The following is a 15734-nucleotide window of genomic DNA, read 5'->3' as shown; positions in this document are numbered from 1 at the left end:
AAATAACAAACAATACACATATTATGAGTGTTTTAGTAAATAAAGATTCAAAAATTATCGTACAAGGTTTCACAGGAAGTGAAGGAACTTTCCATGCATCTCAAATGATTGAGTACGGAACAAATGTTGTAGGTGGTGTAACTCCAGGAAAAGGAGGAACTTCTCACTTAGACCGTCCAGTTTTTAATACAGTAAAAGATGCTGTAGAACAAGCTGGTGCAGATACTTCTATCATTTTCGTTCCGCCTGCATTTGCTGCTGATGCGATTATGGAAGCTGCTGACGCTGGTATCAAAGTAATCATTTGTATTACTGAAGGTATTCCTGTAGCTGATATGATTAAAGCATACGATTACATTAAAGCAAAAGACTGTCGTTTAGTTGGTCCTAACTGTCCAGGTGTAATTACTCCAGAAGAAGCTAAAGTTGGTATCATGCCAGGTTTCGTTTTCAAAAAAGGAAAAGTAGGTATTGTTTCTAAATCAGGTACTTTAACTTATGAAGCTGCTGATCAAGTAGTGCGTCAAGGTTTTGGTATTACAACAGCTATCGGAATTGGTGGTGACCCAATCATCGGAACTACTACTAAAGAGGCGGTTGAATTATTAATGAACGATCCAGAAACTGAATGTATCATTATGATTGGTGAAATTGGTGGTCAATTAGAAGCTGATGCTGCTAAATGGATTAAAGCTGATGGTAACCGTAAACCAGTTGTAGGTTTCATCGCTGGTGAAACTGCTCCAAAAGGACGTACAATGGGTCACGCAGGTGCTATTGTAGGTGGTGCTGATGATACAGCTGAAGCTAAAAAACGTATCATGAGAGAAAACGGAATCCACGTTGTTGACTCTCCAGCTGAAATTGGTAAAAAAGTAAAAGAAGTTTTAGGATAATCCTAATTTAATCATATAAAAAAGCCAGCTATTTTAGCTGGTTTTTTTATTTAGATTTTCTTGATTCAAGTATTTTTTGTAGCTCTTGTTCTAAAATTTTATTATTATTCGAATTTCTAACAATCAAATAGGTTAAAATTAAAGGGAAGAATGTAAAAAATCCAAAGCCATTTTTTACAGCACTGTATACTACGATTCCTATTGTTATACCAACAGCAAAGGCATCAACGATTTTGTTTGTCTTTAAACTTTTAATTTTTTGTATAAGTTCTTGATCACTTAATTCTGTAAAATTATCGGATTTCATATTATGATTTTTTTTAATTCAAATATATTGAAAAATGTAAGAAAAGATTTAAAATTTTTTTAGATCATTTTTGATTCTTTCTTCGGTAGGCATCAAAGAGACAAGATAAACTATCAACAATATTCCAAAGATTACAAAATCAGGTTTCGAAAATAATATGAAGAAAGCCATTCCTTCTAAAATTGCCCATCTTATAAGAGAAGCAGTTTGATATAGAGCAAAATTATCTTCAAGTTTTTGATTATTTTCGATTTTTTTAAGTTGCGATTTAAATAAGAAATTACCAACCAAAATAGCAGCGACTGGAATAATAATATATACAATTGATGAGGAATCGATATTTGGAACATTCTTCAAATTATCAATAGATATATTTCCTATTACTATATAAGCTAGAATTGTTCCAGCACAAATTGCAAAATGAATAATTCTAAGAGTTTTAAGTTTTTCAGACATATTGTTAAAGTTGGTTTTAGATAATTGATTTGATTAAAATGGAAATATAGTTTTTATATTAATAATTACCTATCCAACTTTTTGTGTCAGGCATCACAAAAGGCTTGTCAAAGAAATCATAAAGTAATTTTAAAAATAAATCTTGTTTTTCCCATGAAGCCCCGTGTGTTGCTCCAGGTATTATACACAAATGTGAATTTGGTATATTTTGAAACATTTTAACAGTGTGTTCCAATGTGATGAAATCTCTGTCTCCCGACATAATTAGTACAGGAGCTTTTATTTTATTTAATTCTTTGAAATCAAAGTTAGGATAATCACGCATTAATACTAACAGCTTTCTTTCTTTTTCAGGTGTTTTTGGATTGGCTATTTTTTCTGCTTCATAATCAATAGACCACTCATGTATAGCCGATTTATCAGGTTGAATATTTGCTCCAAATGCCAAAGCTCGTCTTACTTTTTTAGGATAATCTTTAGCTAACAACAAACTTAAAATCCCACCGTCACTTTGTCCCCAAACATTAACCGAATCAATTTTTAAAATATTTAAAAGTTCATTGACGTCGCTAGCCATTTGATCATAAGTGAGTGGTTTATCTGTGTCAGTTGATTTTCCTTGACCACGGCTGTCAACAGCTATAACTTTATATTTTTTCATTAATTCTGGATAAAAATTACCAGCATTAGAAATGTCTCCTCCATTACCATGTAAAACAAGTAGAGGTTGACCTTCTCCGTAAATTTCGTAGTACAATTTGATTCCGTTAACATCAGCAAATTTGCCTACTTGCTTATTTTGCCCAAAATTGGAAATGTTTTTTCCAGTAATTTTTAGATAATACTTGCCATTAGGTGTTTTTTCTAAACTTTCTACTATGCTAGAATATAAATCATTTACGCCGACATTTGGTTTCCCGCTTCCTTGTTTTAAGGTCGAAATCTGATTTTCAAAATCTTCTTCATAAACTTTTTCCCATTTGTTTTTACTGTTTAAAATAGAAAGTGTTACATCGTCATAATAAAAATCTCCGTTAAACATTGACCAATTTCCAAAAAATATTTTCTCAGCACTAGCATCAATAGTTCCCTCAATTGAATATTTTTTCCATTCTGAATTTTTTATTGGATTTTTATACATATTTTCTGAAAAACCTTTTTCATCATTAGATTTATCAACTCTTACCCATAAATAAGTTGCAGAATTATCTTCGGAACCATTTGATTTTACCCAGGCTTCAAATTTGAATTTTTTTCCTTGGTATTTTGTAGCGTCAACGCTATAATGATATGATGACCATTTTGATTGCGCATTGGTAATACTAGATAATAATACAAAACACAAGAAGAGTGTGTGGCGAATAGATTTCATGTTTTTAGCTGTTTATTTTAATTTTCTATGTTTTATTTTTTGACACTAATTTACCAATTCCAACAAACAAAATTGACAGGATCAGAAATACACTAAACAGGACAAGAATATTAATTCCTATTTGTGGCCAACCTAACTCAGTAACATTTATAAATGGATAAGGATAAAAGTCTGAAAATTTTCCTCTAAGTAGAATGTATCCTAAATAGAATAGGGGATAGAGCAAAAATTTAGGGATCATTTTCCATTTAAGTTTAAGTTTTTGTTCATAAAAAAACCAGTAAATAATTACCAGAGTAGGAATGACAGTATGAAGTAATTCATCAATAATTCTTTGCAGGCCTGTTGGTTTCCATAAGTGTCGTAAAGCTATTTGATAAACCAATCCTACAACGGTAATATAAATTGTAATTGCTGTGAGAGAACCAGCTTTATTAAATAAACTTTCTGAAGTTTTCTTCGATGTAAAGAATTGATTCGTAAAATAAAAAGCAACTATAATATTGGTTAAAATAGTGAAGAAACTAAAAAAACGTATAATCATTTCAGGGACAGAAGTTGTTCTGTTTTCAAGCATTAGTAAAAACTGATCAATAATAGCAAACCATCCTAGTAATGCTAACAGTAAATTGAATGTTCTTTTCATTTCTTATGACAAATTATTTTAAATACACTTTTTTATCGTGAAGTTCCATCCATTTTGTGGGATCTGCAATATTTGTCCATCCGTATTGACGATACAGTTCATGTGCATCACCAGTGAGTAAAATCCATCGTCTTAATCCTTGTAAATTCTCATAATTCATGATAGTTTCCATTAACCATTTAGAAAGACCTTTACCTCTGTATTCTTCTAAAATATACACGTCTCCTAAATATGAAATCGTTGAAAAATCAGTAATAACTCTTGCAAAACCAATCTGCTTTTCAGCTTCATAAACACCAAAACATAATGAGTTTTCTATTGCAGTTTGTATTTTTTCTTTAGGGATATTTAAACACCAATAGGCTTTGATGGATAAAAACTCATGAATAGAATTTACATCTAACTTTGACTTGTCAGTTGAAATGCTGAATTGGTCTCTATGTGTTGTTAATTCTTTCATAGAAAGTTAGCCATAGATTTTAGCCTGTGTTATGAGCTGGCTTGATTTTTAAGTTTTTTATATTCCCGAATTAAATCTTTAAGTTGTCGATTTGAAGTAACATCAATTTGTTTATCTGATAGGAAATGTTTAAATCTGAATTTGCTATTATAATTTTTTGAAATTATTTCTTGGTCAACAACAAAGAGCTCATTCCTTAAATGTTGTTTTTCATTTTCAAGACTTTCCAAATTTTGAAATTTATCTTTTAAATCTCTACGAAAAGTGGTCGTATTGAAAGGAATAGAGTTTAAAATTTGCATTTGTTTTTTAGACTTAAAATCTAAACTTGCAATAATCTTAATGGCAATTTCTTTAATATCATTTTTTGATAAAGTGTCAATTTTTTTAGGGAGAAAAGATTCTAGTTTAGATTTTTTGGTTGTCATATTTTTTGATTATTTTTTTTAAGTTGGCTCATAACGTTTCAAGGCTTGGGTTATAAAGACCTGTGGAACGATGACCTTTACAAATATAGATAAACCAATTGAAAATCCTCTGGATTTTCTAAACTGGCGCGAGATTAGTCATTGTAGCAAACCGTTGTTACAAGTGGTGCTTATTTAAACTTCAATTGTTGTCGCTCCAGTTATTAAATCATGGATTGCTCTTTTTCTAGGATTTTTAAATATAGTGATATATGAAATCCAACCAAAAATCAATTTTGAGACAAAACGGCTTACGGATCTTAGTATATTTAATTTTTTTGAATCATTAGAACTTCTGCGAATTCTAATATTCATTACATGATTACCTATTGTTGCTCCAAAGGATATGCAAATAGGTTCGTATATTACTAGGGAAGAAAATAATGAGACTCTAAGCCAAGTTGGTACATTTTCAAAGTTACTTAATACTTCAGCTATTATAAAAGCTAAAGCTATAAGAAATAAAGTATCAATCGTAGATGACTTTGTTCTATCAAGTAGTGCAGCAGTTGGTTTGGACATTTAATTCTCCGATGTGTTTTAGTGTTTGTTCAAGTTCGTCCCGCCGACTTTGCGAAGCTTGGGATTTTTGTTACTGTTGCCAACAAATATACCGAAAAGTTGAAAGTAAAAAGATCAGTTTACAACAGAAAGTGCAAACACAAACTCTTCCAGATACACACTTCTACCCAAATTTCACAAAACCGCGCTGTTAACTGCCGTTGATTATATATTATTTGGATCAAAACCGTACATAAAATCGTTTAATTTTCCTTCTGAACTTTCCAATCCTACTATATCCATAATTTCCTCAAAATAAGAGCAAACACGTTCTCTATCTTCAGTATCTAAATCGATATAAATATCCGCAAAATTTGCCAATCCTTTTTCAATTGCTTTTTGATAATCTTCGTCAGTAGGATTTTGAGTTTTAGATATAGTTTGGAAACTATCCGCAACGTTATTAATTTTTTCAGTCAGTACTGGTTTTAATTTTTGATTTCCAATTCCAGAATAGAAGTTGGGATAGGGGATAGCTACGAATTTTTCTTTCGCTTTAAATTGTTCGAACTTATTCATCGCATTTTTTGGCGTTTCAATTTTCTTTGGCTGACATGCAGCTAAAGTTAAAATGGTCAATATTGTAATTATAGTTTTCGTCATGTTTAAATTGGAGCTAACTTATAAATATATGCAAGTTCCGTTTACGAACAAAAATTATTGTAAGTATTTTATTGTTTTTCAAATATAAAAAAAACCTCCAGTTTTCACTAGAGGTTTTACTATTAAAAGTTTGGTGATAAGTTATACTTTTTGTAGAAGTTATCAAGTGCTTCAACTACTTCTTGTTCAGTATCAACAATTTGAATTAAATCCATATCGCCAGGGCTTACCGTCTTTTCTTGATTAATCATGATTTCTTTTACCCAATCAATTAATCCTTTCCAGAACTGGCTTCCTACCAATATGATAGGGAATTTTCCAATTTTTTTAGTTTGAATTAATGTTATCGCTTCAAACAATTCATCCAATGTTCCAAATCCTCCAGGCATTACTACAAAACCTTGTGAGTATTTTACAAACATTACTTTACGAACAAAGAAATAATCAAAATTTAGATTTTTGTCTTTGTCAATATAGGGATTGAAATGTTGTTCAAAAGGTAACTCGATATTTAATCCTACCGAAATTCCTTCACCACGGTGTGCTCCTTTATTACCCGCTTCCATGATACCAGGACCACCACCAGTAATTACACCGTAACCGGCTTTTGTGATTTCAAAAGCAATTCTTTCTGCTAATTGATAGTATTTATCTTCAGGTTTTGTTCTTGCAGAGCCAAAAATAGACACACACGGACCAATACGAGCCATGCTTTCATATCCATTAACAAACTCAGACATAATTTTAAAAATTGCCCAAGAGTCGTTTGATCGTATTTCGTTCCAGGTTTTTTGGCTTAATTTGTCTTTAATTCTATCGTCTTCGTTTGTAAATTCTTCTTTCATCGTATCTTCTTTAATTTTTAAACAGCCGACTAAAATAATTCTTTTTTTAGAAATTGGGCTGTATAGCTCTTTTTATTTTTTATTATTTCTTCTGGAGTTCCTTTGGCAATAATTTCTCCACCACCTTTTCCGCCTTCATAACCTACATCAATAATATAATCCGCTAATTTGATTACGTCCATATTGTGTTCGATAATAAGAACTGTATTCCCTTTGTCGACCAACTTGTTTATTACATCCATCAAAACTCTAATGTCTTCAAAATGTAAACCAGTGGTAGGTTCGTCCATGATATAGAACGTATTTCCGGTATCTTTTTTAGATAATTCAGTCGCTAATTTTATACGTTGTGCTTCACCACCAGAAAGGGTAGTGCTTTGTTGTCCCAAAGTGATATAACCCAGTCCAACATCCTGAATGGTTTTAATTTTTCGAAAGATTTTAGGAATGTTTTCAAAGAACTCAACACCTTCATCAACGGTCATATTCAATACATCCGAAATTGATTTTCCTTTATAGCGAATTTCTAACGTTTCTCTGTTAAAACGTTTTCCTTGACATGTTTCACATTCTACATATACATCAGGCAAGAAGCTCATCTCAATAGTTCTTACGCCACTTCCTTCGCAAGTTTCACAACGACCTCCAGCAACATTAAAACTAAAACGGCCTGGTTTGTAACCACGAATTTGAGCTTCTGGTGTTTGTGTAAATAAACTTCTTATTTCAGAAAAAACTTCAGTATAAGTTGCAGGATTAGAACGTGGTGTACGGCCAATTGGACTTTGGTCAATATCAATTACTTTATCAATATGTTCCAAACCTTCAATTTTTTTGTACGGTTGTGGTTTTTTAACAGCATTAAAGAAGTGCTCGTTCAAAATAGGATAGAGGGTTTCATTAATCAAAGTTGATTTTCCTGAACCCGAAACTCCTGTCACACAAATTAATTTTCCTAATGGAAATTCAGCCGAAACATTCTTTAAATTATTTCCCGTAGCTCCGGAAATCTTAACCGATTTTCCATTTCCTTCACGACGTTTTTTTGGAATTTCAATTTTCATTTTACCACTCATAAACTGAGCAGTAATGGTATTTTCCTTAAGTAAAGCTTTAGGTGTTCCTTGACTAATGATTTGTCCTCCGTATTTACCAGCTTTTGGTCCAATATCAATAACATGATCAGCACGTTCAATCATATCTTTATCGTGTTCCACCACTAAAACGGAATTGCCAATATCGCGTAATTGTTCCAAAGATTTAATTAACCTTTCGTTATCACGTTGGTGCAAACCAATACTTGGTTCGTCTAAAATATAAAGTACGCCTACTAATTGCGAACCAATTTGTGTTGCCAAACGTATACGTTGCGCTTCACCACCCGAAAGTGATTTTGAGCTTCGGCTTAAAGAAAGATAATTTAGTCCTACATCAACTAAAAACTGCAAACGAGCTTTGATTTCTTTTACAACTTCACTGGCAATTACTTTTTGTTTTTCGGTTAAATGAGTATCTAATTCATTAAACCAAATACTTAAATCAGAAACATCTGCATTAGATAATTCCTGAATATTTTTTTCGTTTATTTTGAAGTACAAAGCCTCTTTTTTCAAACGCGAACCATTACAAACAGGACAATCTACCTCGTCCATAAAATCTTTTGCCCAGCGTTTTATAGAAGTCGATTCGGTTTCGTCGTGTTGTGTTTTGATGAAATTTGCGATCCCTTCAAATTCAATTTTATATTCTTTTGTTACCCCAGCAGTTTTTGAGCTGATAGCAAATTTTTCGTTGCCACCATTCAAAATCATGTCCATCGCTTCAGCAGAAATTTTTTCAATTGGATCAGTTAATTTGAATCCAAATTTTTCTCCAATAGTTTCTAATTGCTTGAATATCCAAGACGATTTGTATTCACCAATGGCTACAATTCCACCACTTTTTATAGATATTTTAGTGTCAGGAATAATTTTTTTTAGATTGATTTCACTTACTGTTCCCAATCCGTTACAGTTTTCACAAGCTCCTTTTGGTGAATTGAAAGAAAACAAGTTGGGCTCTGGATTTTGATAGGAAATTCCGGTTGACGGACACATTAAATTTCGGCTGAAATAACGAATCTCATTAGAGTCCTGATCTAAAATCATTAAAACATTTTCACCATGATACATGGCAGTTTTAATACTTTCTGCCAAACGTTTTTCACTATCAACAGAATCATCTATTACCAGTCTGTCAATTACAATTTCTATATCATGGGTTTTGTAACGATCCAGTTTCATTCCAGAAACTATATCCAGAACTTCGCCGTTAACACGTACTTTTAAAAAACCTTGCTTGGCAATTTGTTGGAATAATTCGGCGTAATGTCCTTTACGTGCACGGATAACAGGCGCAAGGATATTGATTCGTTTTCCTTTAAAGTTTTCCGTAATCAAATCCTTAATTTGCTCATCAGAATACGAAACCATTTTTTCGCCCGTATTGTAACTGTAAGCATCTGCAGCTCGGGCAAAAAGTAAACGAAGGAAATCGTAAATTTCTGTAATAGTTCCAACAGTTGATCGAGGACTTTTACTAGTTGTTTTTTGTTCAATCGCAATTACTGGTGATAGACCATCGATTTTGTCTACATCTGGACGTTCTAATCCGCCAAGGAACTGACGTGCATAAGCTGAGAAAGTTTCGATATAACGACGCTGACCTTCGGCGTAGATGGTATCGAAAGCTAAAGATGATTTTCCAGAACCAGACAAACCAGTAATCACTACTAGTTTTTCACGAGGAATAGAAAGGTCTATGTTTTTAAGATTATGGACGCGAGCGCCTATGATTTCAATGGTTTCGTCAGTATGTTGCATAAATTTTGAGCAAAATACAAAGGTATTATTTTTAAATGAGTTGATTATTCAAACTTAATAAGTTTATCATTTGGTAAATCATATTCATAAATAGTGAATTCTTCAGGTTCAATATATAGCCATTGGATTATACTGTTTTGATTATTAGAATTGTCATAAATCCCAATCATATAGTACTCTTTTCCATCTTTGATATTGTCTTCTATGCTATATTCGATTTTAATGTTTTCATAATTATTAAACAAAACATTTTAGAATTAGCTATATAATATTCTACAGTAAGATATATTTTATCAAAAAACCAATCAGTTCTTTCTTCATAATTATGATGATATGAGAGTGGTTCTTTGTACTTTTTACGAAATTTAGATACTTTGCCGTCTTCAATTTTCTTTACTTCAAAACCTATCTCAGTAAAATCAAGTGTTTCTCCATCACCAGCAATCCAAATACTATCCATTTTCCATTTCACAGATAAAATATCACCTCTGCAAAAATCATTATTTTTAGTTCTTTCCCAATTATAAATAAATGAACCTTCTTTTACATTCATTAATGAATAATCACCATCATCATTATAATCAATGAATTCAACTCTATTTTCATAAATTTCGCCTAATTCAGTTTTTTGATTAGGTCTAAAATCACTTTTAAAAATCTTTTTAGATTCTTTATTTTTAGCAGTTTTATTAGTAGATGATTCTTCAGGTTTTTTATTTAATTCCTCTTTTTTACATGAGCATAAAACAAAAAAAGTCAAAAGCAATACTTTTGATAAAATATTTTTCATCATTTGACGTCATTTTTTATATCTAATTCTCTGAACTTAGGCGAAGCAAAAGCAGTAGTTCCGACTACAACAAGTGTCATTATTCCTCCAAAAACAACAGCGTTTACAGTTCCCATTAATTTGGAAGTAAAACCACTTTCAAATGCTCCTAATTCATTTGAAGAACCTACAAATATTGAGTTTACAGAAGATACACGTCCACGCATATTGTCAGGAGTATATAGCTGTAAAATTGTTGAACGAATTACCACCGAGATTCCATCAGTTACACCACTCATAAAAAGCGCAACTACCGAAACCCAGAAATTGACCGATAATCCAAAAATAATGATACAAATTCCGAAGCCAAAAATAGCTAATAATAATTTTCTTCCTGCTCGATGATTTAAATCGAAATGCGTGGCGACAAGCATTGTAATTAATCCACCAACTGCAGGTGCAGCACGTAATATTCCGAAACCTTGAGAACCTACTTTTAGAATATCCTGAGCGAAAATAGGAAGTAAAGCTACAGCACCACCAAATAAAACGGCAAACATGTCTAATGATATAGCATTAAGAATAGTTTTGTTTTCAAAAACAAAAGTGATACCTCGTTTAAGACTTTTAAAAATTGGTTCTCCTAAATCTGGATTTAAAATTGGCTTTCTACTAATTTGTGTTAAGAATATAATTCCTATGATAATTGAAGAAGTTACTACACACATGGAACTAAAAGCGCCAATCCAACCAATTAAAAAACCTGCCAATGCTGGACCAATAACAGCTGCAACTTGCCAAGTAGAACTGCTCCAAGCAGCAGCGTTAGGCTTTTCTTTATTTGGAACAATTAATCCTAATAAGCTAAAAATAGAAGGAATAATAAAAGCACGAATGATTCCACCAAAAAAAACTAAAGTATAAAATCCATTAACAATTAATGACTTTGATAGCGCATCATGAATTTTAGGATGCACCAATACACACATGAAAGCGCTTATGAGTCCTAATCCAATAAAACATTTTACCAGCATTGATTTTTTTTCGTTTTGATCAACAAAGTGCCCAGCAAATAAAGCCATTCCTATGGCAGGAATAACTTCCATTAAGCCTATTAATCCCAATGATAACGGATCTTTTGTTAGTCGATACACTTCCCACTCGATAAGTACAAACTGCATGGACCAAGCCAATACAATTGCTAAGCGCATGGCTAAAAACCATCTGAATTCTTTAATTCTTAATGATGAATATGGATCTTTTTTTATTGCTTCTTCCATAATGTTATTATTTTAAATCTTTCATTTGTAATTGAATAGAAGTGTTTCCGTTCCATTCGTTTTCTTCAATAGAATATACTAAATCGAAAACATTTCTGTTTCTTGCAATTTCTATTTTCTTTCCTAAACCAAATCCTATAGTGCCAAATCCTTCGGAATCATCTTGTTTGACAAAAAGCCTTAAATGTTCGTTTTCACTACCTAATTGCTTTGGATAACCAGTATCATAAACATTCTTAGTTAGAAAAATAGGAGTCATATTTTCTGGCCCAAATGGTTCAAATTGCCTTAAAATTCGTAATAGCTTTTCATTGATTTCATTGAGGTTAATTTCTAAATCAATAGATACTTCTGGAGTCAATAAATCGGGATGAATGTTTTTTTCAACTACTTCTTCAAATGCTTGTTTGAAAGCTTGTAGATTTTCTTCTTTAATGGTCATACCAGCAGCATACATGTGACCACCAAATTGTTCCAAATGTTCTGCACAAGCCTCTAAAGCATTATAAATGTCAAAATCTTTCACTGAACGAGCAGACGCAGCCAGTTTCTCTCCGCTTTTTGTAAAAACAACCGTAGGACGGTAATAGTTTTCTACCAAACGTGAAGCAACGATGCCAATTACTCCTTTGTGCCAATCTTCTTGATAAACAACGGTTGAAAATCGTTTTTCTTCATTGTTTTTTATGATTTGTGAAAGCGCTTCTTTTGTAATTTGTTTGTCTAAATCTTTTCTGTCGGCATTAAACGTTTCTATTTCAGCAGCAAATTGTATGGCTTGCTCTAGATCAAATTCGGTTAATAACTCCACAGCGTAGTTTCCGTGTTTAATGCGGCCAGCAGCATTAATTCGCGGTGCAATAATGAAAACAACATCAGAAATCGTTAGTGTTTTCTTTTTTACATTCTGAATTAAAGCTTTGATTCCAGCTCTCGGTGCCGAATTAATTACTTCTAAGCCAAATTTAGCCAAAACTCTGTTTTCTCCTGTAATGGGAACAATATCGGCAGCAATAGCGGTAGCAACTAAATCAAGATAAGGAACTAAATCGTTTATTGATTGATTTCTATTTTTTCCTAAAGCCTGAATAAGTTTAAAACCTACTCCGCAACCACATAATTCTTTATAGGGATAATCACAATCTCCTCTTTTTGGATCTAAAACTGCCACAGCATCGGGTAATTCATCTCCAGGACGGTGGTGATCGCAAATGATAAAGTCGATGCCTTTTTGTTTTGCATAATCAATATGTTCAATCGATTTAATTCCGCAGTCAAGCGCTATAATCAAAGAAACTCCATTATCGTCAGCATAGTCAATTCCTAAGTAAGAAATTCCGTAGCCTTCATTATAACGATCGGGTATATATGTCGCTATATTTGGTGATACTGTTTTTAAGTAAGATGACATTAAAGAAACGGCTGTAGTGCCGTCAACATCATAATCGCCAAAAACCAGTATGTTTTCCTGATTTTGAATTGCTTTTTCAATACGTTTAACCGCTTTGTCCATGTCTTTCATTAGAAATGGATCATGTAAGTCATTTAAAGTTGGACGAAAAAAAGTCTTTGCATCTTCATAGGTTTCTATACCTCTTTGAAGTAGTAAAGTGGCAACAACATCATCTATATTAAGTGCGTCTTGTAAGGCTTTTATTTTTTGTTTTTCGGGCTTCGGTTTTAAATTCCAACGCATGTTATTTTCAGGAAAGTTTATTTTTCAAATGTACTTAAAAATAGCATGATTTATTAGGTTCGTATTAATAAAAAGTACTTATTTTGAATTTGTAAAAATGAAGAACATGAATATAGAAGGACAAATAGTTGATATACTTAATAGAAAGATTTTTTCTGGTGAAGTAATTGTTGAAAACGGTAAAATTATTTCAATTCAGGAAAAAGAACATGCTAACAAAAATTATATTTTACCTGGATTTATTGATGCGCATATTCATATTGAAAGTTCGATGCTTGTTCCTTCAGAATTTGCCAAAGTAGCTGTTTTACACGGAACTGTTGGAACTATTTCTGATCCCCATGAAATTGCTAATGTTCTTGGAAATGAAGGTGTATATTACATGATTGAAAATGGAAAGAAAACGCCTTTGAAATTCCATTTTGGAGCGCCATCTTGTGTTCCTGCAACTTCTTTTGAAACTGCGGGTGCTATTATTGATTCTGATGATATTAAGGAATTATTGGCTTCACCGGATATTAATTATTTGGCCGAAATGATGAATTATCCGGGAGTTCTTTTTGATGACGAAGAAGTAATGAAGAAGATTGCTTGGGCAAAACATTTTAATAAACCAATTGATGGTCATGCTCCAGGATTAAGAGGCGAACCAATCAAAAAATATATCGGAGCAGGTATTTCTACTGATCATGAGTGTTTTACCTATGATGAAGCCTTAGAAAAGCTTGGTTTGGGAATGAAAGTTATTGTGAGAGAGGGTAGTGCAGCCAAAAATTTTGAAGCACTTATTGATTTATTACCTGAACATTATGAGCAAATGATGTTTTGTTCAGATGACAAGCATCCTGATGATTTGCTTTTAGGACATATTAATATACTTTGTGCAAGAGCTGTTGCTAAAGGAATTGATGTTTTTAAAGTTTTGCAATCGGCTTGCATTAATCCTGTTAAACATTACAATATGAATGTTGGTTTGTTAAATGTTAATGATGCAGCTGACTTTATTATTGTTGAAGATTTAGTTGATTTTAAAGTACTTCAAACATATATTGATGGAAGTTTAGTTGCCAATAATGGTGAATCATTTGTTCAACATGTTGATTTTGAAACACCCAATAATTTTGATACTGATAAAAAAGAAGTTTCTGATTTTAGGGTAAATAGTAATTCTAAAACTATTCGTGTTATTGAAGCTTTAGAAGGGCAGTTGATAACCAATGAAATACATCATAAATCACTGATTGAAAACAACAACTTAGTTTCTAATATTGACAACGATATCTTAAAAATGGCTGTTGTAAATAGATACCAAAATGCAGAACCAGCTATAGCTTTCATTAAAAATATAGGATTAAAAAAAGGAGCAATTGCGAGTTCTGTAGCACACGATTGTCATAACATAGTTGTTGTAGGAACCTCTGACGAAGAAATTTGTAAAGCGGTTAATTTGCTTATAGAAAATAGAGGAGGAGTTTGTGCTGTAAATGGAGATGTAGCAAAAGTATTACCACTTCCAGTAGCTGGAATTATGAGTGATAAAGATTGTTGGGAAACAGGAAGATTATATCAGGAAATCGATGTGATGGCAAAAGATTTAGGTAGCAACTTAAAAGCACCGTTTATGACACTTTCATTCATGGCTTTATTGGTGATTCCTGATTTAAAATTGTCTGATAAAGGACTTTTTAGCGGAAACACGTTTCAATTTGTTGATTTAGAAGTAAATTAATTACTTTTTGTTAAGAGCCTGACCTTCAAAATGAATTCTATCCCATCCGAATTTCATAAAATTACGGATGTTTTGATGGTCGGTAGCTTCAGGAGTATTTAGAACATCTTTGTAATAATCACCAAACATAGATAACGTTTCTTCTTTTGATAAATTATGAAGTTTTGCGAAAGAAAATATTTTGCACGAACCATTATTTTCTCCAATGTTGTTTATTTGGTCTCCATTTTTAAACAAAGTAGGAGTGAAGTTGTAGTTCTCGTCAATGAAAGCAATTACTTCTTGAAAAGAAATTGGATTTGTATTGAAAAGTCTTTGAATTTTATTCTCCATGTAAAGCAACTTTAATTTGATTTTCTAGATCATCTATATTTTCGAAATTTTCAAATGTCACTTTTTTATCAAGTGTTTTCAATTTTTCAATTATTTCAAGGATAAGTTCTAATGGATCAGCTTCATGTCCATATAGATTTGAATCGAAATCAGTTCCAATCATAAATCCGTCATGATCAATTCCAATACACCAATATTCAATAAATTTATCCAAAGGGATTGAATAAATTTTGAATTCTGACCACTCTTCTTTTATACAAGATTTTGCTAAAGCTTCATTGCTCCAAAAGCAATTTAATTGAATAGGTTCGCCATCTTCATCTTCATAATTATTTGAATAAGAGATTGCAAAACCTTCTTCATTTTCAAGGGTATAAACTAATTCAGTTTCACAAATTTGTTCTACAAATTTTTTATGTCTTTCGATTATTTCTATTGAGTCTTTCATTTGTT

At 32.1% G+C, this 15734-nt stretch carries 18 protein-coding genes; 2 read left to right on the top strand and 16 right to left on the bottom strand.

What is annotated here, in order from left to right; all coding sequences use genetic code 11:
• Positions 1 to 23: 23 nt before the first annotated feature.
• A complete protein-coding gene (sucD, locus tag LJY17_RS04120; protein WP_264542587.1) occupies positions 24 to 896 on the top strand; it encodes a succinate--CoA ligase subunit alpha in 873 nt (290 codons plus the stop codon).
• Positions 897 to 942: 46 nt separating this feature from the next.
• Here the strand turns inward: sucD and LJY17_RS04115 are convergent, their stop codons facing one another.
• From LJY17_RS04115 to recJ, 14 genes are all read right to left on the bottom strand, one after another.
• Entirely contained in the window at positions 943 to 1203 is a 261-nt protein-coding gene (locus LJY17_RS04115; RefSeq protein WP_264542586.1) for a hypothetical protein, read from the bottom strand.
• 48 nt (positions 1204 to 1251) lie between these two features.
• Positions 1252 to 1659 (bottom strand): MFS transporter, encoded by a 408-nt coding sequence (locus LJY17_RS04110; protein ID WP_264542585.1) that lies wholly within the window; start codon positions 1657 to 1659, stop codon positions 1252 to 1254.
• A gap of 58 nt (positions 1660 to 1717) precedes the next feature.
• A complete protein-coding gene (locus LJY17_RS04105; RefSeq protein ID WP_264542584.1) occupies positions 1718 to 3031 on the bottom strand; it encodes an alpha/beta fold hydrolase in 1314 nt (437 codons plus the stop codon).
• Positions 3032 to 3056: 25 nt separating this feature from the next.
• A complete protein-coding gene (locus LJY17_RS04100; protein WP_264542583.1) occupies positions 3057 to 3677 on the bottom strand; it encodes a Pr6Pr family membrane protein in 621 nt (206 codons plus the stop codon).
• 13 nt (positions 3678 to 3690) lie between these two features.
• Positions 3691 to 4137: a GNAT family N-acetyltransferase gene (locus tag LJY17_RS04095; RefSeq protein ID WP_264542582.1), complete on the bottom strand. Its 447-nt coding sequence runs from the start codon at positions 4135 to 4137 to the stop codon at positions 3691 to 3693.
• 29 nt (positions 4138 to 4166) lie between these two features.
• Positions 4167 to 4565: a hypothetical protein gene (locus LJY17_RS04090; RefSeq protein WP_264542581.1), complete on the bottom strand. Its 399-nt coding sequence runs from the start codon at positions 4563 to 4565 to the stop codon at positions 4167 to 4169.
• A gap of 174 nt (positions 4566 to 4739) precedes the next feature.
• Positions 4740 to 5126: an RDD family protein gene (locus LJY17_RS04085; protein ID WP_264542580.1), complete on the bottom strand. Its 387-nt coding sequence runs from the start codon at positions 5124 to 5126 to the stop codon at positions 4740 to 4742.
• Between the two features lie 204 nt (positions 5127 to 5330).
• Positions 5331 to 5768, bottom strand: coding sequence for a DUF4844 domain-containing protein (locus LJY17_RS04080; protein ID WP_264542579.1), 438 nt, complete (start codon positions 5766 to 5768; stop codon positions 5331 to 5333).
• 122 nt (positions 5769 to 5890) lie between these two features.
• Positions 5891 to 6613 (bottom strand): TIGR00730 family Rossman fold protein, encoded by a 723-nt coding sequence (locus LJY17_RS04075; protein WP_264542578.1) that lies wholly within the window; start codon positions 6611 to 6613, stop codon positions 5891 to 5893.
• 29 nt (positions 6614 to 6642) lie between these two features.
• Positions 6643 to 9474: an excinuclease ABC subunit UvrA gene (uvrA, locus tag LJY17_RS04070; RefSeq protein WP_264542577.1), complete on the bottom strand. Its 2832-nt coding sequence runs from the start codon at positions 9472 to 9474 to the stop codon at positions 6643 to 6645.
• Positions 9475 to 9518: 44 nt separating this feature from the next.
• Positions 9519 to 9644, bottom strand: coding sequence for a hypothetical protein (locus LJY17_RS04065; RefSeq protein ID WP_264542576.1), 126 nt, complete (start codon positions 9642 to 9644; stop codon positions 9519 to 9521).
• A 32-nt stretch (positions 9645 to 9676) separates the two neighbouring features.
• Positions 9677 to 10267: a hypothetical protein gene (locus LJY17_RS04060; protein WP_264542575.1), complete on the bottom strand. Its 591-nt coding sequence runs from the start codon at positions 10265 to 10267 to the stop codon at positions 9677 to 9679.
• Positions 10264 to 11523 (bottom strand): MFS transporter, encoded by a 1260-nt coding sequence (locus LJY17_RS04055; RefSeq protein WP_264542574.1) that lies wholly within the window; start codon positions 11521 to 11523, stop codon positions 10264 to 10266. Before LJY17_RS04055 ends, LJY17_RS04060 begins: the two co-directional genes overlap by 4 nt.
• 7 nt (positions 11524 to 11530) lie before the next feature.
• The gene (recJ, locus tag LJY17_RS04050) at positions 11531 to 13219 is read right to left on the bottom strand and encodes a single-stranded-DNA-specific exonuclease RecJ (protein WP_264542573.1); all 1689 of its coding nucleotides are present in this window, start codon (positions 13217 to 13219) and stop codon (positions 11531 to 11533) included.
• A 106-nt stretch (positions 13220 to 13325) separates the two neighbouring features.
• On the opposite strand from recJ, the gene ade reads away from it, so the two are divergent.
• On the top strand, positions 13326 to 14948 hold the full coding sequence (gene ade, locus LJY17_RS04045) for an adenine deaminase (RefSeq protein WP_264542572.1): 1623 nt from the start codon (positions 13326 to 13328) through the stop codon (positions 14946 to 14948).
• Here ade and LJY17_RS04040 read toward each other — a convergent pair whose 3' ends face one another.
• Entirely contained in the window at positions 14949 to 15281 is a 333-nt protein-coding gene (locus LJY17_RS04040) for a HopJ type III effector protein (RefSeq protein ID WP_264542571.1), read from the bottom strand.
• Positions 15271 to 15729 (bottom strand): DUF2750 domain-containing protein, encoded by a 459-nt coding sequence (locus LJY17_RS04035; RefSeq protein WP_264542570.1) that lies wholly within the window; start codon positions 15727 to 15729, stop codon positions 15271 to 15273. Before LJY17_RS04035 ends, LJY17_RS04040 begins: the two co-directional genes overlap by 11 nt.
• Positions 15730 to 15734 lie beyond the last annotated feature (5 nt).

Source organism: Flavobacterium hankyongi (assembly GCF_036840915.1).
Taxonomy (GTDB): domain Bacteria; phylum Bacteroidota; class Bacteroidia; order Flavobacteriales; family Flavobacteriaceae; genus Flavobacterium; species Flavobacterium hankyongi.
Note: the sequence above shows the minus strand (reverse complement) of the source record. Positions and strands in the feature narration are given on the sequence as shown.

Coding starts and splice junctions, on each gene's coding strand:
- LJY17_RS04115 (WP_264542586.1), bottom strand. CDS start 1,203: ATGAAATCCGATAATTTTACAGAATTAAGTGATCAAGAACTTATACAA.
- LJY17_RS04060 (WP_264542575.1), bottom strand. CDS start 10,267: ATGATGAAAAATATTTTATCAAAAGTATTGCTTTTGACTTTTTTTGTT.
- LJY17_RS04080 (WP_264542579.1), bottom strand. CDS start 5,768: ATGACGAAAACTATAATTACAATATTGACCATTTTAACTTTAGCTGCA.
- sucD (WP_264542587.1), top strand. CDS start 24: ATGAGTGTTTTAGTAAATAAAGATTCAAAAATTATCGTACAAGGTTTC.
- LJY17_RS04100 (WP_264542583.1), bottom strand. CDS start 3,677: ATGAAAAGAACATTCAATTTACTGTTAGCATTACTAGGATGGTTTGCT.
- LJY17_RS04110 (WP_264542585.1), bottom strand. CDS start 1,659: ATGTCTGAAAAACTTAAAACTCTTAGAATTATTCATTTTGCAATTTGT.
- ade (WP_264542572.1), top strand. CDS start 13,326: ATGAATATAGAAGGACAAATAGTTGATATACTTAATAGAAAGATTTTT.
- recJ (WP_264542573.1), bottom strand. CDS start 13,219: ATGCGTTGGAATTTAAAACCGAAGCCCGAAAAACAAAAAATAAAAGCC.
- LJY17_RS04055 (WP_264542574.1), bottom strand. CDS start 11,523: ATGGAAGAAGCAATAAAAAAAGATCCATATTCATCATTAAGAATTAAA.
- LJY17_RS04105 (WP_264542584.1), bottom strand. CDS start 3,031: ATGAAATCTATTCGCCACACACTCTTCTTGTGTTTTGTATTATTATCT.
- LJY17_RS04075 (WP_264542578.1), bottom strand. CDS start 6,613: ATGAAAGAAGAATTTACAAACGAAGACGATAGAATTAAAGACAAATTA.
- LJY17_RS04095 (WP_264542582.1), bottom strand. CDS start 4,137: ATGAAAGAATTAACAACACATAGAGACCAATTCAGCATTTCAACTGAC.
- LJY17_RS04035 (WP_264542570.1), bottom strand. CDS start 15,729: ATGAAAGACTCAATAGAAATAATCGAAAGACATAAAAAATTTGTAGAA.
- uvrA (WP_264542577.1), bottom strand. CDS start 9,474: ATGCAACATACTGACGAAACCATTGAAATCATAGGCGCTCGCGTCCAT.
- LJY17_RS04085 (WP_264542580.1), bottom strand. CDS start 5,126: ATGTCCAAACCAACTGCTGCACTACTTGATAGAACAAAGTCATCTACG.
- LJY17_RS04040 (WP_264542571.1), bottom strand. CDS start 15,281: ATGGAGAATAAAATTCAAAGACTTTTCAATACAAATCCAATTTCTTTT.
- LJY17_RS04090 (WP_264542581.1), bottom strand. CDS start 4,565: ATGACAACCAAAAAATCTAAACTAGAATCTTTTCTCCCTAAAAAAATT.
- LJY17_RS04065 (WP_264542576.1), bottom strand. CDS start 9,644: ATGATTGGGATTTATGACAATTCTAATAATCAAAACAGTATAATCCAA.